This window comes from Snodgrassella alvi (assembly GCF_002777745.1).
GTDB classification, from domain to species: domain Bacteria; phylum Pseudomonadota; class Gammaproteobacteria; order Burkholderiales; family Neisseriaceae; genus Snodgrassella; species Snodgrassella alvi_D.
The window spans coordinates 14,539-32,877 of record NZ_MEIO01000027.1 but is presented as its reverse complement, the minus strand read 5'-3'; the positions used below and the strand labels follow the sequence as shown (position 1 = coordinate 32,877).

Here is an 18,339-nt window from a genome sequence, read left to right as displayed (position 1 = left end):
GTCTGGCCATTATTTAATTGATTTTTTCAGATTTCTGATTATCCCTTTATAATTTACTGTATCTGAGGGCTTCAGAAACAACAGGTTGGCTTATATGTTACATAATATACCATGGGCAGAAATTATTGTTGTGTTACACGTGGTGGTGGTAACTGTATTAGTGGTACGGGTGCTATATCATCAGCGTAATACAGGAGTATCTGTTGCGTGGATTTTGATGTTGGTGGCTTTCCCTTTAGTTGGAGCCGTGGGCTATTTACTCATTGGGGAACCAAGGCTGGGTTCACGTCGTTTGCGCCGGCAGCATGAGCTGGTGAAGTTCTATCAAAGATTTAGCGAAACGTATCTGCATGATTTTAATCAGCATGCCTGTTGTGGATTGAATGAACGCTATCATGGTATCAGTCTGATTGCAGCAGATAAAACCGGTTTTAACGCTACGGAGTACAATCATCTAACCCTGCTCACGAATGATGAGGAAATCATTGCTGCTATTCGCCACGACATTCAGCAGGCTAAAACTAGTTGTCTGCTGGCATTTTATATTGTTGATCCTCAAGGTGAAGTTGTAGCATTGCTCAACGATGCCATGGCAGCAGCTCAACGTGGTGTGGTAACCAGTATGCTGGTTGACAGTATCGGCAGCGCCAGATTCTGGCGCAGTGACTGGCCGCATCGTTTGCGCAGTGCAGGTATTACCCTGACTGAAGCTTTACCCATTCAGATCTGGCGTACTTTTTTTGTACGTGCAGATTTGCGCAATCATCGCAAAATTGCGGTGATTGATCAGAAAATCGGCTATACCGGTAGTTTTAATCTGGTGGATCCACGCTTTTTTAAGAAGGATGCCGGTGTCGGGCAATGGGTAGATGTCATGATGCGCTGTGAGGGTAGTCTGGTGCAACCACTGGCTGCGGTGTTTGCCGGTGATATGGCGGTAGAAACTGAGTCTAATCTTATGCAGGTGCAGCAATGGGTAGATAGTTATGGCAAACAGGCGCTTATGCATAATTTGCAGGTTGCCCAACAAGAGCAAAATGGCATGGTAGTGCAAGTAATTCCGTCTGCACCGGAACAAGGCAGTCCGGTTATATATGACACTATTGTCAATGCCATTCATGCGGCTACACGCCGGATTATTATTACCACCCCTTATTTTGTTCCTGATGATGCTTTGTTGTTGGCGCTAACCACGGCTGCTATCCGTGGTGTGGATGTTACGCTGATTGTACCGGAAGCAGTTGACTCTAAACTGGTGAAATATGCTTCCCGTGCTTATTATCCGATGTTGCTACAGGCCGGAGTTAAAATTGCTCTGTTTAAGGGCGGGTTGTTACATGCTAAAACCTTAACTATTGATAGCGATTATACCTTGTTTGGTACTGTAAACATGGATATGCGCAGCTTTTATCTGAATATGGAAATTAGTCTGGCCATTTACGATGAAGGTATGACCGAGAGAGTGGTAGCGTTACAAAACAGTTATTTACATGATTGTAAATTTATTGAGCTCAAGGCATGGCAAGCGCGTTCAAAATGGTGGGGACTGGTAGAAAATACAGTGCGTCTGGTTGGCCCATTGCTGTAAGACTGAATAAAACTTTAAAGATGCTGTCTGGACTGATAACCGGCAGCATTTTTTATTGCCTGATAATGGTGTTCAAACCTACTTATAAATTTGTTTTCAGGCTGGCTGTAATGTGGTTCATTCGTCAGCAACATTTCTATTGCCAAGCTTATATTTCGGCATTCAGGTTTATTTCTGATGATTAATATGTTTATTTATAATGATTTTTATAAATAACTGATTACATTGTAAATGTGGAATATACTGATGCAGAGGATTTTGGGTTGGCAGAATATACATAAATGCTATTCGTTTGCCTTAGTTGGTGTTGTAGTTATTTTATATTTATTTTTCAGTGTATTAAGCTATAGTGTGGCACGCAATTTAAGGCTTTAGTTTTATCATTGGTAATACAGCCGGTTGTAACTTATATTAACGGTAAAGCTGAAGCTCACCTGTCGGATATTGCAGTATATGCCTTAAGCATTAATGCAACATGGTTGAATGCAGTAACATTTATTTACACTGTGAATGCGAATAAACTGGCAAATACGTCTAAAACTAACATGTCTGATGCCTTAAAAGGCATTACAGGCTTTGAAGAGGGAGAACTACGTTCAGGATATACAGATTTTCATGCGCGGTTTTGGTGCTCGTTCAGCCTTTGGGGTGGGGGAATCCGGGTTTATGTTGATGGTATTCTGGCTTCAATGCCAACAGGCAGGGGCAAACTTCTAATATTGATTTCAACGTTCTTGAAAATAGAAGTGCTTAGCAGATTGTTTTTTTCATTATATGGTAATTCTTCAGGTGGAACTGTTCTGGCGACTACAGGAGAAGACGAAGGTAAACCTAGTGTCAGTTTGGGTTTCAATACTGGCCATTTTTCTAAACAATAAGCGTTATTGCATGTATAGGGAGGCAGCGATACAGCCTTATTACCAGCATATAATATCAATTCCAGTTACTTTGAAATCAATGGCTATCGAGAAAACAGTGATGCACGCAAAGTGCTGAATAATGCCAAATTTACTTGGAATCTGAATGATAGCAGTGCTTTGAACTGAGTCATGAATCAGGTGCGTATCTGGGCTGCTAACCTCGGTGAGATTACGCGTAAACAATGACAGAAAAAACCTTGCCGGATAGCTCATAACGTTAAAAATTATAATATGCGCAAGGAAATTGACCAGAGCCAGACTGGTTTTACATGGGATAAACCTATAAACGAACATAACAGTCTGTATGCCATGATGTATGCAGGCAGGCGGCATGTAGTGCAATACCAGTCCATTCGGGAAAATTTTCTGATTAAAACAAAAAGCACTGATTTAATCAGTGCTTTTTATTTGGAAACAAGGTAACTAGATTCCGATTATCTACTGGCAAATAATGATTAATCTTGCTGAATTCCGGCGATTAACCACTCCTGCTGACTACCCACAGGTTTGATAAAATGCCATACTTCACTGAAAGGTTGTTGCGGACTGCCTAACTCCTCACTTACCAGGCCACTGAAGCGGACGCTGGCAATGTATTGGCCGTTCTCATCGGTGCTTTCTACCAGATCGGCATTCAGATTACTGAATTCGGCAGTGTCCTGATTATTAACGATATCATTGCGGATATCAGCAAACATTTCTGGTGTAAAGTAACGGCGGATTTCTTCCAGATTAGAAGCATTATTCATTGATTGAACATGATTAAAGCGCTGACGGGCAAAGCGTAGGAATGCTTCAGCGCTACTTCCGTCTGCCATACCTGATGAGTTGTGTTGTATCGTACCATTGCTATTAGCGGCAAGATTTTGCCCGAATATATTGGTACGATTGCTATTGCCATTATTGTTTAGCGAAGTGAAATTACTGGCATTATGATTACTGCTATAAGGCATATTTGCCTGATTATTTTTTTTAGTGGCGAAACGGCGATAAAGGTAAAAGCCACCAAGTGCAATAATAATTAACCAAAACCAGCTAAATCCGCTTTTAGGTGGTTGTTGTGCTTGTTGTTGATCGGCGTTAGTAGATGCAGTAGTTGTGGTATCGTCAGTTACTGTACCACCAGTATCAGCGTTATTGTGATTACTATCGGTATTTGAAGCTGGTACACCTGATTGTTGCTGGTTATGGTTAGCCATTGCATGACCTGCCATTGCACCAATAGCTGCACCAGCTACACCTGCACCAATTACCCGGGCAGTGTTGTTTCCACGTGGCTGAGCTTGATTGGAATAACTGTTCTGATTACTGTTGCGATAATCACTGCGTCCCGAATTGGAGCCCGAATTGGAATAAGAACGCGACATACCCGCATTATTGCCCCCTCCAAGTCTGCTTGAAGATGAATTAGAATAGCTGTTGCGGTTGGACTGGTAAGATGGGCTGCTGTATGAGCTGGAATAGTTGGAACGTGACATTCCGCGATTACTACCGCCACCAACTCGTTTGGCTTCAGCTAATGGGCTCAGTGTCAGGCTGAGAATAACCGCAGAAGCAATACAACGTAATTTTCGATTGTCCATCACTTGGATACTTTCATATCTAATATATTAAAACTAACTTTACTGTACATAGCGCTGAAAAATAATATTTCAAGCGGAAAAATATGCATTATTTAAGCTATTTTACAGTTTTATGGTTGCTTTTGGGATTAAGAATTAGAATTTTGTGTGTAAAGGCATTATTGATTGATAGTAATGTAAAGATAATTGTTGTATGAAGTTTAGTAGAAATACAGTCAAAAAATTTAGCGCAGATGATAAGGTAATAAGAATAATTATTTGTTTATCAATATGGATAAATAAGTTTTTTTCTGTAATAAGGTATTACTGAATATAAATGCAGGATAAAAAGAACCCTCTGTGCCAAGGGGAGAAGCAGCAGAGGGCTAAAATAATATTTCGACAAGAGAATACTGAAAACTGATTTTAAATCTTAATCTTATACACTTGTTACCGCGTATGGACATTATCTTAATGACTTAGACTGTTTTTTGCAGCCAAAGTTCTTGTACTTTTGTTATATTTTGTAATTTTTCTTTTTTTGAAATCCAGGCAGAGTAATGTTGTAGTGATAAGCGAGTAAACGACTTATTACTCCACCGGCAAATAACAAATTGATGCTTAATGGGGTAACTACATTCCAGTGATTCAGCAGGCATAATAGCAGGCCGAGTATAATAGCAATAGTGCCATAAATATCACTGCGCAGAATGATTGGCACTTCATTAACCAGAATATCACGCAGAATACCACCGCCTACAGCAGTGAAGAATGCCAGTGTAATCACGCCAAACCAGTTTAATTCCAGCGACAGTCCAACCTGCGCACCAGTTAAGCTAAATGCAGCCAGTCCCAGTGCATCAGCCGCCACAAACCACACGGCTAGAATCCGATGCCGTTGATACTGTAAATGGAATATCCATGATAATAAAAGCGTGATAAATATAGTCCATAATGCCGTATTACTTTTAAAAATCATAGGAATGTGTCCAATCAGAGCATCACGCATCATGCCGCCACCTACCGCAGTAAGCAAGGCCACAATCACCACCCCAAGAATATCAAGTCTTTTGCGAAAACCAACCAGATAGCCAGACACAGTAAATGCTGCTGTTCCTATGATGTTAATTAGCTGGAAAATAAGATCAGTATTAAGCATATTTCATTAGTCAGATTCTGGTTGAAAAAAACGCCAGCCGCCAACTGGCAGATCATCAGCCTGCCATGGGCCGAAGGTGCAGCGGTGTAAGGCAACAACACGGTTACCAGCAGCCGCAACCATGCGTTTAACCTGATGGTATTTACCAGATGTAATGGTTAGGTGCAGGGTATAAGCATTGATTAATTCGGCAGCTTCGGCTTGTACGGTTTCATTATCGTCATGTAATAAAACTCCGCTTTTTAGCGTAGTACACAGCTCATCATCTGCCGCATGTTTCAACCTAACTCGATAAACTTTTGGCAGTTTATGCTTGGGTGAAGTACAACGATGGTTAAATTGACCATCATTAGTAAGAATCAGGACGCCGGTTGTGTCGGCATCAAGCCGGCCGACAGCCTGCATATCCAGATGCCGCAACGGTTCTGGCAGTAAACTGAAAACACTTGGATAAAACTGCGGTTTATGCGAAGTTTCATAATCGGCTGGTTTGTGTAAGAGAATATAAAAATAGGGAAGGGGTACTGGTGTCAGATTCACATCATCAATTTTTAGGCTACTAACACTCAGTGGATCAATATCCGTACGTGCATCAGTATAGACTATTCCATTTATTTGTACCGCTGCATCGGCAATTAGTGCCTGACATTGCTTGCGACTACCCAACCCCTGCGCTTGCAGGTATTTTAATAATTGCATAATTAAATAAACCTTATTGGCTGGTTACCTTTGAGATAAATTAAAAAAACAGTAGTGTATCCAGCACAAACAATGGGATAAGCAGAGTTACAGACCATCCCATATAGCCAAAAAAGCTCGGCATAATAACACGCTGTTGCTCGGCAATGGCTTTTATCATGAGATTAGGTGCATTGCCAATATAACTAAGCGCGCCCATAAACACTGAACCCATTGAAATAGCCAATAATGTTTTAGGAAAGTACTGCATCAGTATTTCTGCATCTCCACCGGCAAGATTAAAAAACACCAGATAGGTAGGTGCATTGTCCAGAAAGCCAGATAATAGCCCGCTCATCCAGAAGTAAAGAGCATTTACTGGTTCACCATTATGTTGAATCAGTTGTACTACTACCTGAAAATCACCGGATGTGCCCAGTTGTAATACGGCCATCACTGGGGCAATGGTAATGAAAATCCCGATAAACAGTTTACTTACTTCCTGCATTGGCGCCCAATTAAAGTCATTTTGCCGGCGCAATTTTTCTGGTGTTAATTTCAGCCCGCATAAGGTGATTATCAGCAGTAAACCATCACGCAGCCATGCGAGAAGACTGATTTCAATTCCATAAACATGCCAGACTGGCGCAGTCTTGCATATACCTGAAAACAGTATTACGCAAGTTACTGCAAGCAATAGCACCAGATTAGCTTTGCCTTGAATAGTTAAGGATGCAGTAGTTTGCTGTGCTACAGAAGTAGCTTTTGGTTCATGTTTCCACAAATAGGAATCAATACAGAAGAAGACTAATAGTAAGACCAGAGTGTTTACTAGCACTGGTATTAACATATGACTTAATGTCCACTGAAAACCAATGCCTTTCAGAAATCCTAGAAATAACGGAGGATCACCAAGTGGTGTTAATCCACCGCCGATATTGGCCACTAGAAAAATAAAAAATACAACAACATGAGTGCAATGATGCCGATGTGCGTTGGCACGCAATAATGGTCGGATAAGCAGCATGGCTGCCCCGGTAGTCCCCATTAAGCCTGCCAGAAGTGTACCTGTAGCCAAAAGTGAAATATTTAATCTGACGCTGCCAATGTTATTATTCTGAATCACAATGCCGCCAGACAGAGTATATAACGACAGCAACAAAAGTATAAAAGGGATATATTCCTCTATTAGGGCATGTAACGTGAGAGAAATACCAGTTGATATACCATAGCGCCAGCTTAGAGGTAGCAGAAATAAACTACACCAAAGGCCAATAATCTTACCACTATGCTTATGCCATATATTTGGCAGCAGCATTGGACACACTGCAATGGACAGCAGTGTCCCAGCAAAAGGGATACACCACCACAGATTTAATTCTCTGACAGGCAAGCTGGAAGCCAGCGCAGGTAACGGGAAAGAGATACAAATGACTGCGGTTAGCAATTGGAGTATGTGGCCATTCTGGCGTAACGATGAAATAATTGACTGCGAATAATGAAATTTAACCGGCGTCATTCTGTACTATGTATTATGTAAACAACAGTGATTTTAACAACAAAACCATACTAGGTTGAAGAACTGCTTGATAATTGAACGGCTGTTATTAAAGATTGTGGATTGGCTAATGATATTTTTAGCCATGTTTTTAACTTTGAAAGTATAAGTTGCTGCAAATTTGTAGATAAGTAAATATTCGACCAAGGCTTGATGTATTCATCAGCTTAATGCTTTTTCTGTTTTCTCATCGGATATTCTATTCCCAATTTTGCCCAGCCTTCAGTGCCCATCTGGCGCAATAGTGCTTTATTACGTTCATAGATAGTTGCTGCGTCAGGAAAGGCTGCAACAGCCTGATCTATACTGCTTTCACGAATCAGATGCAAAATAGGGTAAGGACTGCGATTAGTATAGTTAGTGATGTCATTATATGGCTCATCGGCAAACTGAAAATCGGGGTGAAAGGGGGCTATCTGTATAGTACCATTGGCATTAACATCTTGAAGTATTTGTTCTGCTAATGTCACTACATCCAGAAAAACATCAAAATCAGCAAATAATTGTGGTTCGATTACTAAAGTGGTTTCTATTTCAATTGCTGGTGTCTGCAACAAAAGCAGGATTTCCCGTTCAAGTAATTCGAGAAATGCATCCAGATGTCTGGCATGACTAAGAGTAAATCGAAGCCTGTTCAAATTATAGGGCTTTCGAGCAAAAGGGCAAAGATTCAGGCCGATAACAGCCATTTCCAGCCACTGGCGGCAGGCTTCGATAACATTTTCATCAGCAGTAGAAGATATAGTCATAAGCTCTAATTTTACCTGAGGGCAGATACAGCTGCACGGCTTGAATCAATGAATGGCTGAAATCCCATTAATCGTGTTATTCAGCTTTCTGTTTCGTACTGTGACCACTAGCCGATATTCAGATGTTCTAGCGGCAATGAGGTAGTTGTCTTAATTTCTTTTAAGACAAAACTTGATTTGGCATCTTCAACACCGGGTGTGGCCAGTAGCGTTTCCAATATAAAATGGGAAAAAGAATTTATATCGGAAAAAAAAGCCTGAAGAATATAGTCGGATTCACCGGTAAGTGCAAAGCAGTTTAGTACTTGTGGCCAGCGCTGCACAGCCAGAGTAAATTCATCCCGGGATTGTTTGCTTTTGTTGACACTCACGCGGATAAATGCCTGAAGCCCAAGTGCAACATGACACGGGTCTAACAGGGCTGCATAGCGGCGGATAATGCCAGATTCTTCTAGCTGCTTTAATCGGCGTAAACAAGGGGAAGGCGATAAAGCTACTCGTTCGGATAGTTCAACATTGCTAAGACGACCGTTGTCTTGTAAAACTTGCAGAATTTTTAGGTCGGTTTTATCTAAAAAACTTATTGACATAATGCAAGGATCCTGAGGTTTGCTGCTGCAGCAATGCTACAGGCGGAGATAAATAAATTAAGATAAAGGTTTACATAGCTTGCAAAATTGCACTTAATTACAAAAATAGATGTTATTTTGACATTAATCTAAAATTTATACTAGTTATTCTAAATGATTTTTGTTTATCTGTTTTCCTTGATTATATAAAAACTGATGATAATAATATGTTTTAAATGAAAAATTAATGCTTAGGTTAAAGTTGCATAGCATTTATGTTCCGACTTGTTTTCAGTTTACACTAAAAAGAAGTAATAAAAGCAATAATTAAAAACAATTCAGCTCAAACTATTAATTAAACTTTCTTTTATTAAGTTTGTTTTAAAATTATTAAAATTTATTAAAGTTCTGGCCATAATAGACTATGGCTACTATGTCTTGTGATTCATTCTCTCTAGTAACTAAATTTATTAACTTTTGGTATATTTTTAATAGCTAATAATAATCAAAATAAATACAGTCATAAAAAAATTAAAATATTTGGCTTTTTAATAATTGTTAACCAGAAAAGCAACAATCCCAATAAGCGGTATAATCAGCTCGCAACAAAAAGTTAACTCCAAATGATTATTAGTAATATTAGCTTTGCAATTATTCAAATCACGTCAGATGATTGACGAATAATAAAGAATGGTTTAATTGATTATGTCCAACTCCTCTATAGCTTCTATTCAAATCAGGTTGAATCTTGCCTTAATTATTACTGTGCTGATAACCGGTGCTTTGGCTTTTGTTCAGGTTTATTCCGTTCAGTCTATTTTGCCTGTACTGATGCAGGAATTTCAGGCAAGTGCCGCAACAATTGGTTCTACGGTAGGCGCCACCATTCTGGCTGTGGCGTTTATGTCCCCGCTTTTAGGCATGATATCGGATGCATTAGGGCGCAAAGCGTTTATTGTTGGTTCAATTATCTTTATTACTATTCCTACTCTTGCGTTATCTTTTGTTCACAATATAAGTCTATTATGGTGGCTGCGTTTTATGCAGGGGCTAGCTGTTCCTGGCATAACAGTGGTTTTGCTGGCTTATATAGGTGAGGAGTTTTCCGGTAATGCGCGCATCAGGTTAATGGGTTTTTATGTTTCTGGTACTGTACTGGGAGGTTTTCTCGGCCGGTTTCTGATGGGATACCTGACTGAATTTATGGGTTGGCGGCATGCATTTATGGTAATGGGTATTATCAGTGCGTTTGGAGCTTTCTTAGTATGGCGTAATCTACCAGCATCGCAAAAATTCGAAGCCAAACCACAAGTTTCAACTGCATTGGTTACTCTCTGGCATCATTTACATAACCGCTATGTTCTTGCTGCCTGTGCACTGGGTTTTTGTGTGCTATTTTCTCTGGTTGGCTGTTTTACCTATATCAATCTGTATCTTGATCAGCCACCTTATAATCTTTCCAGTGCACAATTAGCCAATATATTTGCCGTGTATTTAATCGGTATGGTCATTACACCGCTATCGGCACGTTTGATTGTTAAGTTTGGTACCAATTTCACAGTTTTAATTGCCATGAGCTTGTCTATTATTGGGGTTTTGCTAACGCTGTTGCATCCGTTATGGTTGATTGTATTGGCTCTGGCTATTATGAGTAGTGGTATTTTCATTACTCAATCCTCCACCATCACTTATATATCTGCTAATGTTACTGAAGGACGTTCACTGGCCTCCGGTCTATATTACATGTGTTACTACGCAGGTGGTTTTGCTGGTTCTGTGCTTTGTGGTCATGCTTTTGAGAATGGTGGTTGGTTTATGACCGCAGTTACTTTGATTAGCGCACAATTGATGGCGATGTTGATTGGCGGAGTTTTGATGCGAAAAGAGATGAACTGCAATAACTGACTACGTTATAAAACACCAGTGTCAGGTGGTGCTCTGTTTTGTTCGTGTGCTGAATTTATTCATATTTCTTTAAGGAAAAATGGCCTAATTGGTATCACCCCAGCTTAATAATCTGAATTAAGTCCAATGCTAATTGATAGCAGAGTGTTTTATATTATTCGCTTTTCTGTTAACAGATAATGTGCACGCTATCTATTCTGGTTCGCTTTATATCTTTCTGATTGTTTATTGTTCAGTTTATTTCAGACGGTTTTTCGTTTCTTTACTGATGAATTACGTTAGAATCAGATTATTTGTTTGTAAAAGGGCGAACTATGCAGCCATTGTCACATTATCCGTTTATTATCATCGGTGCTGGCCCTGTTGGTATGCTTGCCGCCCTGATGTTACAGCAGCAGGGTAAACCCGTGCTACTGCTGGAAGCGCGTGCTGTTGATAGCAATCTAACCGACCAGCGTACGCTGGCTTTGTCGTATCACAGTATTCAGGCTTTTCGACAGGCAGGAGTAGATTTACCTGATGATATATTTACTTTTATTCAGGAAGTACATGTATCACGACAACAGCATTTTGGTCGCGTATTGCTTACAGCCAAGGAAATTAATCTACCTTATCTTGGAGCCACAATTGATTATGTGAGACTATTACGTGCCTGTGAAAAGGCATTGCAAAAATATCGTGTACCGGTGCAATGGCAGACTACAGTAAAACAAATACACAGTACCGCTCATTGGGCTTCAATACAATGTGTATACCAGCAACGACAGCATGTTCTGACTGCGCAATGGCTAATTCTCGCTGAGGGAGGGAATCTGGCCGCCAGTTTACCGGATATTCGGGTACGCAGCCATGATTACCGACAGCAGGCACTGGTAAATACTTTGAGATTTGAATCGAGTAATCAGGCTATTGCCTATGAACGTTTTACCCGAAATGGTCCGCTTGCATTACTGCCTTATGGTGATGATTTTCGTTTGGTATGGACTTGTACTCCCGAAGAAGCGCAGCAACGCCTGCGGCAGGATATATATGCATTTAATCAGCAATTACAGGCTGTATTGGGAAACCGATTTGGTCAGTTGCGTCAGATGGGAGAGCCGACGACTTTTCCGCTCAGATTGCGTCAGCTCAATCAGGTATATAGTCAGCGGGTAATCTGTATCGGTAACGCAGCCCAAACCATGCATCCGGTTGCGGCTCAAGGTCTCAATCTCGGTGTGCGCGATGCTGAAACGCTCAATAAGATATTTGGCATGGCTGATATCAAAGCATTGAATAATGCTACTTTAGCCAGAGAATATGCGCAGGCACGTGCTTATGACGCTCATGCAGTTGTTGGCTTTACCCATATTCTGGTACAGCTATTTGATCATGCCCATAGCGAGCTGGAATACGCACAAAGCCTGGGTATGGGTATTCTGGGTGCGCTACCTGCATTAAGGTACAGGTTTACTAAACAATTGGTTTTTGGCCTCAATCAGCATTCTAATCATCTGGCTAAATGAAACTGCTTTATCAATGTGGAAGGTAATATGAGTAATAACCAGCAGTATGATTTTGATGTCACTATTTTGGGCGGTGGGCTTGTTGGTGCCACACTGGCTCTGGCTTTGCATCAGCAGGGTAAAAAGGTGCTGTTACTGGAAAAAAAGCCACCACAAACCAGTTTAAGCATTCTGTCTCAGTCCTGGGATGCGCGTATCTATGCTGTCAGTCCGGCTAATCAGCAGTTTCTAAGCAAATTAGATGTCTGGCCTGCAGAAAGGGTACAGGCTGTAAGTAGTATGCAAGTGTTTGGTGATGATCATGGATATATCAGCTTTGAAGCATCCAGTGTAAAAGTGCCGTGTTTGAATTATATGCTGGAAAATCGCTATTTATTGGCAAAAATATGGTTGGCACTGGCAGAAAATGGTGTAATGGTAGCAGAAAGCCGGCCACGGTCAGTTAAAACCGATATCTGGTCAGCACAGATAACTCTTGAAAATAACGAGTCTTATCGTAGTCAGTTATTAGTGGGAGCTGATGGTGCAAATTCATGGTTGCGTGAACAGGTTGGAATTGAGGTAATCGCTTCTCCTTACCAGCAGCAGGCCATAGTGGCCAATTTTAGTATAGCCGAGCCACATCAAGGTTGTGCATACCAATGGTTCCGAGGTGGCGATATCCTCGCTTATTTGCCTTTACCACAACAACAGATTTCTATCGTGTGGTCAACGGCTAATGCCGAAAAACTAACTATGTTGGCTGAGAAGGATTTTGCTTGGCAAGTTGCTCAGGCTGGCCAGTTCAAATTGGGCGAACTAACGTCAACCACACCAATGTTCACTTTTGATCTAATAAAACGTCAGCCTAAAACAGTTATCAGCCAACGTGTCGCTTTGATTGGTGATGCAGCACATACTGTTCATCCGCTGGCAGGACAGGGGGTCAATCTGGGTTTTGCTGATGTGCAGTGTCTCAGTAATCTGCTGGCACAAACCAGTGACATAGGGAGCTGGTCATTGCTTAGGCAATATCAGCGTTCAAGGTTATTGGCGGTACGTATGATGCAGCATGGATGTGATGGATTGTTCAGGTTGTTTGCCAATGATGATTTACCCGGCATAGGCTGGCTGCGTAATCAGGGACTAAATTTGGTTGATTATTCGTGGATGATTAAGAACAGGCTGATTCGTCAGGCTATGGGTTTATAACGATATTACCCAAATATTATATTCTCCCTAAACTTTCATACTAACGTTTTGGAAGTTAATTGTAATCTATTATTCAACAATTTAGAAACGTTAATGTTATTCTGAGCATGCGTTTGTTAATTATAAGTCAGACATTAAATTTAGTAGTACTTTCCCAGTCAGTAAGGTTAATTTACTTATTACGCAGAGTTATATTTTAGTTTTTACTTCTTGCTTTTATAAATTATGTGATCAAAGCTTCTATTTAAAAGTTCGCGCTTGAAGATGTAAGAGTACTTACATTCATAGTATTGAAAATCTTTGAGTCCTGAAAATGAAATAGCCTCTCACTTCTATGGTTATTAATAATTAATAATCATAGAAGTGAGAGGATATATTTGAATTAAAGGCCAATCAGATTAACTTAGCTTATTGAATAATACAATCACTCAGCATTGGTGTACCAGCAAATTCGCTATCACCCGTACAAATCATATTGATTTTTTGACCTTTTTTCAGGTTGGCTGCTTTATCGGTTTCGCTAGTGGCCAATTTCGCCTGAGGCATATCTATTTCAAATTCATCGCCAGCTTTAAGTACTACATATGGTTCATCTCCCAATCCGGCTTCAATACTGTTAATAGTGCCACTGATAGATAATTTTTTATCTTTAAATTTTTTATTTGCGGCCACTTCATTTGCTTTATAGGCTTTCAGTAACTCATTTGACGTAACTTTAATTAATGCTTCTTCATTTTCTGTTACATCGGTATGATTACCAGTAGTTGTTGCAGAGGCTGTTGCATTTGAAGCTGCTGGAGCAGAAGAACTCTGATTTATTTCTGGTTTAGTGTCGTTCTTACCAAATACAATGCCTAATATAATTAAAATAACAACAATAATTACAATTCATTTTACAGCGTTTTTCAAGTCAAATACTCCTGTACAAAATTAAATATTCTATTTGTTAATTTAAATATAATTAATAAATATTTCTAAATATTAAAATATATTATAATTAATTATATTATATTAGCAAATATATTGAAAAGTTATTTTGGAGTTGTCTACAGTGTAAATGTATATAAATTAACCTATCTACTCGTATGAAATTATAAAATTATATTTCATTCTGGATTTATTGCTCATGAGTAATTCGATTAGTTAAATATATTTTCTGATTTATATAGTTTAATCGTGGTAATTTTTCAGACTGAGTCAGTTTGATATGGGTAGTTTGGCGTTAACACTAGAGCTGATTGTCGCAGTAATAGTAGTTATTCACAGTCTAGTATGATATGACGAAATAGGCAGAATTTTGTTCAGAAGCGTTTTGCGCAGTAATAGGAATCCGCATAGGCGCACAAGCTGGATTAATAAATATTTAGAAGACTAGTGAAGATAAAATAAAAAAAGACCAGCTCACGCGGTCTTTTTCTGTTTTTATGGTGCCCGGGGCCGGAATCGAACCGGCACGGCCGTTTTAAGAGCCGACGGATTTTAAGTCCGTTGTGTCTACCAATTTCACCACCCGGGCAGGGTAGTAATAAATCTTAATACACAAAGTGCATTAAATTCATTTTGGAGGCGGGGGCGCGGATTTAAACCGGCCTACACAGCTTTGCACACTGTGGCATAGTCACTCTGCCACCCCGCCATAAAGGCTATTTACATAGTATCTGGAGGCGGGAGTCGGAATCGAACCGGCGTACACGGATTTGCAGTCCGCTGCATGACCACTCTGCCATCCCGCCTTAAATATTTACTCAATCGGGTAGAGCAACTATTAAATAAAAATCTGGAGCGGGAAACGAGTCTCGAACTCGCGACCTCAACCTTGGCAAGGTTGCGCTCTACCAACTGAGCTATTCCCGCAAATTCACTTTATACATGTGAGCATGTTTTTTTGGAGCGGGAAACGAGTCTCGAACTCGCGACCTCAACCTTGGCAAGGTTGCGCTCTACCAACTGAGCTATTCCCGCAGATTCACTTTATACATGTGAGCATGTTTTTTGGAGCGGGAAACGAGTCTCGAACTCGCGACCTCAACCTTGGCAAGGTTGCGCTCTACCAACTGAGCTATTCCCGCGTTTCTCATTCGTGCTGAATGAAGAAGCAACATTATAGCGATGAAAAAAATTGTGTCAAGGTTATTAGCGGGATTAATGGGGTATTTTTTGCTTTCACTATGATTCTTCAGGATTTAAATTCTTTGGTGGCCATCTTCAAATAATAAAACATTGACCAGATAGTCAGAATGCAGGCAATAAGCATAAGAATATTTCCCAGTTTCCACAGCAGATTGGGTTCAGCCAGTGGTGGTGATGTCAGTAATAGAAGAAAAATAGCTCCCATCTGTGCTGCGGTTTTGAATTTGCCCAGTTTAGCTACGGCAACACTATTGCGTTTGCCCAGTTGAGCCATCCATTCTCGTAAAGCGGAAATAGTGATTTCACGACCAATAATAATCATGGCAAATATGGCATAAGTGCGGCCAGTGGCTACCAGTAATATCAGCGCTACAGCTACCATCAGCTTATCAGCAACCGGATCGAGAAAAGCACCGAAATTGGATGTCTGCCCCCAGCGGCGTGCCAGATAGCCATCAAACCAGTCAGTTATTGCGGCTGCGGCAAAAAAGCCTGCTGCCAGCCAGTTAATAATCTGACGATCGCTAATCCAGTCTGCAGGCAAGTAAAACAATAAGGTAAATACAGGAATGATAAGGATACGCAACCATGTGAGCAATATCGGAAAATTCCAGGGCATAACGGGGTGTTCCTGAGAGGTTATGATTGGGTTAGTTTACATGATACCGGTTTGAAAGCGTTAAGGTGATTTTTTATTGCTAATTCACGCCTGCGTTGGAAAATGAAATTTAATGTGAATTTAATTTAAGCTCAGGCATGTTGTGGTTATTAATAATTTATTGCAATCTGGATGATCTGGACAGGCTTAATGTCGGGCAATATGCATGCTTCAGCAGTACATACTGCCCATGGCTGAAGGCGAGATTATTTGACCATATCCTTATATGCAGCATAACCTGCTGCATCCATTTCGTCATAAGGGATAAACCGCAGACTGGCTCCGTTGATACAATAACGTAATCCTCCACGTTCCTGTGGGCCATCCGGAAATACATGACCCAAATGTGAATCTGCCTGATGGCTGCGTACTTCAGTACGCTGCATACCAAGACTGTTATCCTGATGTTCGCTGATTACTTCTGGCTGTATGGGTTGGCTGAACGCAGGCCAGCCACAGCCGGAATTAAATTTGTCTCGTGAGCTGAAAAGTGGTTCTCCGCTCACAATATCGACATAAATACCAGGAACAAACAATTCATCGTACGGATGACTATATGGACGCTCAGTGCCTGCGTTCTGTGTGATTTGATAAACTTCTTCACCTAGCTGCTGATGTAAAGTTGCAGCATCGGGTTTATGGAAAGTTCTGGCATCATATGCTTGAACGGCAGTTGCCGTTTTGGGAAGCTCAGGCAAGGGTTCGCGGGCTTTTTGTAGATCGATATGGCAATAGCCCTGAGGGTTTTTGTTCAGGTAGTCCTGATGATATTCTTCAGCAGGGAAAAATTGTTGTAAAGGCAGGTTTTCGACTACGATGGTTGCTTCATAACGACCCTGTTCAGCTTTGATTGCAGCCTGAATAACATCTCGGTCGGCAGTATCAGTATAGTAAATACCACTGCGGTATTGAGTACCAATATCATGTGCCTGACGGTTCAGGCTAGTGGGGTCTATGATACGGAAAAAATGGCGCAGTATATCGGTTAAGGGCAGAACATCTGCATCGTATTCAACTTTTATGGTTTCGGCATGACCAGTGTTTTGTTTGCAAACTTCTTCATAACTTGGGTTTTCGGTATGCCCGTTGGCATAACCTGTTTGCGTAGTTAGCACACCGTTTAATCGTTTAAAATAGCCTTCCATACCCCAAAAACAGCCACCGGCAAGATAAATAATTTTTATATTCATAATGTTATTTCATATCCTTGTGTGATGTATGTGTATATGCTAGCACTAGCTTGTATTGAATGAAAGATGTTGTTTTGCTTAATTATATATGGGTGATATAAAATCTGTATTCGATTCTGGTTAATTTATGTATTGCTGTATTGGTTGAAGATTATATGAGTATTATTACTTATTTACGTCCGGCACGACCTGAAGACTGCGAAGATATTTTCAATGCTCATCGCTATGCGGTGCAATATACCTGTGCGCGCAAATATAATGAAACAGTATTGAAAACATGGTTGTCATTATTGAATGTTGAAAGTTATCTGCATACGATGACGGATGCGAATAAAGCTTTATGGGTAGTAGATTATAAAGGGCATATTCAGGGTTTCTTTCAGATGGATTTAGTGGAAGCACAATTGGATGCGCTATATATTCATCCCTTTGTGCATAATCAGGGGTTAGGAACTGCACTTTTACAGCGTGCTGAAGATGTTGCCAGTTGTGCAGGTTTGGGCTTGTTGAAATTGTATGCATCGCTGAATTCGGTTAAATTTTATGAAATCAATGGATATACTTCGCTGGGTGAATGTGCTCTGCCACTCAATAATGAGGTTACGGTTAACTGTTTACTAATGCGTAAATATTTAACTGAGTAGATTTGCTTGTAAAAGTACAAATTTATTATCTGGCCTGTAGCTTAGGAGTGAGTAGTCTGTTTGTTTCTTAAATATTTGATTTATTATTGTTGTTTGTCAGTGAAAGGTGAAAATTCTTAGAATTCCTATTTTTCTTAATCTATATAAATAATTAATAAGCCCAGTTTTTTAATTCAATTGAATGAATCAACAATGACAACGAATTCGTTCTTATACAGTGGATGATTTTTTTAAGTTTATTAAATGATTTGATTAATTAAATTTTTGATTATTACTTGTACTGCCATTCTTGTCATTGCTTGGTACCACTTGAAAAACAATTCATTTATTATG

Annotated in this window: 15 protein-coding genes, 6 tRNA genes and 1 pseudogene; 7 read left to right on the top strand and 15 right to left on the bottom strand. The window is 40.2% G+C overall.

Features of this window, described 5'->3' with window-relative positions:
- The first annotated feature begins 94 nt into the window (after positions 1-94).
- From cls to BHC51_RS03080, 3 genes are all read left to right on the top strand, one after another.
- Positions 95-1,588 carry a cardiolipin synthase gene (gene cls, locus BHC51_RS03090; protein ID WP_100153288.1) on the top strand — a complete coding sequence of 498 codons (1,494 nt, stop codon included), beginning with the start codon at positions 95-97 and terminating at the stop codon, positions 1,586-1,588.
- A 383-nt stretch (positions 1,589-1,971) separates the two neighbouring features.
- Positions 1,972-2,466 carry a Plug domain-containing protein gene (locus BHC51_RS03085; protein ID WP_100153287.1) on the top strand — a complete coding sequence of 165 codons (495 nt, stop codon included), beginning with the start codon at positions 1,972-1,974 and terminating at the stop codon, positions 2,464-2,466.
- A gap of 273 nt (positions 2,467-2,739) precedes the next feature.
- The gene (locus tag BHC51_RS03080) at positions 2,740-2,931 is read left to right on the top strand and encodes a hypothetical protein (protein WP_100153286.1); all 192 of its coding nucleotides are present in this window, start codon (positions 2,740-2,742) and stop codon (positions 2,929-2,931) included.
- Positions 2,932-2,963: 32 nt separating this feature from the next.
- Here BHC51_RS03080 and BHC51_RS03075 read toward each other — a convergent pair whose 3' ends face one another.
- The 6 genes from BHC51_RS03075 to BHC51_RS03050 form a co-directional block, all read right to left on the bottom strand.
- Positions 2,964-4,091, bottom strand: coding sequence for a Tim44 domain-containing protein (locus BHC51_RS03075; protein WP_100124150.1), 1,128 nt, complete (start codon positions 4,089-4,091; stop codon positions 2,964-2,966).
- A 496-nt stretch (positions 4,092-4,587) separates the two neighbouring features.
- A complete protein-coding gene (locus tag BHC51_RS03070; protein WP_100153285.1) occupies positions 4,588-5,229 on the bottom strand; it encodes a trimeric intracellular cation channel family protein in 642 nt (213 codons plus the stop codon).
- A gap of 6 nt (positions 5,230-5,235) precedes the next feature.
- The gene (locus tag BHC51_RS03065) at positions 5,236-5,928 is read right to left on the bottom strand and encodes a pseudouridine synthase (RefSeq protein WP_100124148.1); all 693 of its coding nucleotides are present in this window, start codon (positions 5,926-5,928) and stop codon (positions 5,236-5,238) included.
- Positions 5,929-5,968: 40 nt separating this feature from the next.
- The gene (locus tag BHC51_RS03060; protein ID WP_100153284.1) at positions 5,969-7,426 is read right to left on the bottom strand and encodes a sodium:proton antiporter; all 1,458 of its coding nucleotides are present in this window, start codon (positions 7,424-7,426) and stop codon (positions 5,969-5,971) included.
- 206 nt (positions 7,427-7,632) lie between these two features.
- Positions 7,633-8,214 (bottom strand): DUF1415 domain-containing protein, encoded by a 582-nt coding sequence (locus BHC51_RS03055; RefSeq protein ID WP_100124146.1) that lies wholly within the window; start codon positions 8,212-8,214, stop codon positions 7,633-7,635.
- A 107-nt stretch (positions 8,215-8,321) separates the two neighbouring features.
- Complete coding sequence (locus BHC51_RS03050; protein WP_100100380.1) at positions 8,322-8,804, bottom strand: Lrp/AsnC family transcriptional regulator; 483 nt, start codon at positions 8,802-8,804, stop codon at positions 8,322-8,324.
- 684 nt (positions 8,805-9,488) lie between these two features.
- Between BHC51_RS03050 and BHC51_RS03045 the strand changes: the two genes are divergently transcribed.
- From BHC51_RS03045 to BHC51_RS03035, 3 genes are all read left to right on the top strand, one after another.
- Positions 9,489-10,688, top strand: coding sequence for an MFS transporter (locus BHC51_RS03045; RefSeq protein ID WP_100153283.1), 1,200 nt, complete (start codon positions 9,489-9,491; stop codon positions 10,686-10,688).
- A gap of 314 nt (positions 10,689-11,002) precedes the next feature.
- Complete coding sequence (locus BHC51_RS03040) at positions 11,003-12,193, top strand: FAD-dependent monooxygenase (protein WP_100153282.1); 1,191 nt, start codon at positions 11,003-11,005, stop codon at positions 12,191-12,193.
- Between the two features lie 27 nt (positions 12,194-12,220).
- A complete protein-coding gene (locus BHC51_RS03035) occupies positions 12,221-13,384 on the top strand; it encodes an FAD-dependent monooxygenase (protein ID WP_100153281.1) in 1,164 nt (387 codons plus the stop codon).
- A 408-nt stretch (positions 13,385-13,792) separates the two neighbouring features.
- Here BHC51_RS03035 and BHC51_RS03030 read toward each other — a convergent pair whose 3' ends face one another.
- From BHC51_RS03030 to msrAB, 9 genes and pseudogenes are all read right to left on the bottom strand, one after another.
- Complete coding sequence (locus BHC51_RS03030) at positions 13,793-14,263, bottom strand: OB-fold protein (protein ID WP_306807521.1); 471 nt, start codon at positions 14,261-14,263, stop codon at positions 13,793-13,795.
- 546 nt (positions 14,264-14,809) lie between these two features.
- Positions 14,810-14,900, bottom strand: a tRNA-Leu gene (locus BHC51_RS03025).
- 45 nt (positions 14,901-14,945) lie between these two features.
- A tRNA-Cys gene (locus tag BHC51_RS12630) sits at positions 14,946-15,020 on the bottom strand.
- 23 nt (positions 15,021-15,043) lie between these two features.
- Positions 15,044-15,117 (bottom strand) — tRNA-Cys (locus BHC51_RS03020).
- A gap of 45 nt (positions 15,118-15,162) precedes the next feature.
- A tRNA-Gly gene (locus BHC51_RS03015) sits at positions 15,163-15,238 on the bottom strand.
- Positions 15,239-15,270: 32 nt separating this feature from the next.
- Positions 15,271-15,346, bottom strand: a tRNA-Gly gene (locus tag BHC51_RS03010).
- Between the two features lie 31 nt (positions 15,347-15,377).
- A tRNA-Gly gene (locus BHC51_RS03005) sits at positions 15,378-15,453 on the bottom strand.
- A 107-nt stretch (positions 15,454-15,560) separates the two neighbouring features.
- Positions 15,561-16,133 (bottom strand): CDP-diacylglycerol--glycerol-3-phosphate 3-phosphatidyltransferase, encoded by a 573-nt coding sequence (pgsA, locus tag BHC51_RS03000; RefSeq protein WP_100100384.1) that lies wholly within the window; start codon positions 16,131-16,133, stop codon positions 15,561-15,563.
- Between the two features lie 245 nt (positions 16,134-16,378).
- Positions 16,379-17,371 (bottom strand): annotated as a pseudogene (msrAB, locus tag BHC51_RS02995) (bifunctional peptide-methionine (S)-S-oxide reductase MsrA/peptide-methionine (R)-S-oxide reductase MsrB); the annotation flags it as partial.
- Between the two features lie 146 nt (positions 17,372-17,517).
- Between msrAB and BHC51_RS02990 the strand changes: the two are divergent.
- Positions 17,518-18,006 (top strand): GNAT family N-acetyltransferase, encoded by a 489-nt coding sequence (locus BHC51_RS02990; RefSeq protein WP_100100386.1) that lies wholly within the window; start codon positions 17,518-17,520, stop codon positions 18,004-18,006.
- Positions 18,007-18,339 lie beyond the last annotated feature (333 nt).

Bases quoted from the DNA above. Each gene is read 5' to 3' on its own strand.
- BHC51_RS03055 (WP_100124146.1), bottom strand. From the start codon at position 8,214: ATGACTATATCTTCTACTGCTGATGAAAATGTTATCGAAGCCTGCCGC.
- cls (WP_100153288.1), top strand. From the start codon at position 95: ATGTTACATAATATACCATGGGCAGAAATTATTGTTGTGTTACACGTG.
- pgsA (WP_100100384.1), bottom strand. From the start codon at position 16,133: ATGCCCTGGAATTTTCCGATATTGCTCACATGGTTGCGTATCCTTATC.
- BHC51_RS03050 (WP_100100380.1), bottom strand. From the start codon at position 8,804: ATGTCAATAAGTTTTTTAGATAAAACCGACCTAAAAATTCTGCAAGTT.
- BHC51_RS03060 (WP_100153284.1), bottom strand. From the start codon at position 7,426: ATGACGCCGGTTAAATTTCATTATTCGCAGTCAATTATTTCATCGTTA.
- BHC51_RS03040 (WP_100153282.1), top strand. From the start codon at position 11,003: ATGCAGCCATTGTCACATTATCCGTTTATTATCATCGGTGCTGGCCCT.
- BHC51_RS03075 (WP_100124150.1), bottom strand. From the start codon at position 4,091: ATGGACAATCGAAAATTACGTTGTATTGCTTCTGCGGTTATTCTCAGC.
- BHC51_RS03070 (WP_100153285.1), bottom strand. From the start codon at position 5,229: ATGCTTAATACTGATCTTATTTTCCAGCTAATTAACATCATAGGAACA.
- BHC51_RS02990 (WP_100100386.1), top strand. From the start codon at position 17,518: ATGAGTATTATTACTTATTTACGTCCGGCACGACCTGAAGACTGCGAA.
- BHC51_RS03080 (WP_100153286.1), top strand. From the start codon at position 2,740: ATGCGCAAGGAAATTGACCAGAGCCAGACTGGTTTTACATGGGATAAA.
- BHC51_RS03035 (WP_100153281.1), top strand. From the start codon at position 12,221: ATGAGTAATAACCAGCAGTATGATTTTGATGTCACTATTTTGGGCGGT.
- BHC51_RS03045 (WP_100153283.1), top strand. From the start codon at position 9,489: ATGTCCAACTCCTCTATAGCTTCTATTCAAATCAGGTTGAATCTTGCC.
- BHC51_RS03065 (WP_100124148.1), bottom strand. From the start codon at position 5,928: ATGCAATTATTAAAATACCTGCAAGCGCAGGGGTTGGGTAGTCGCAAG.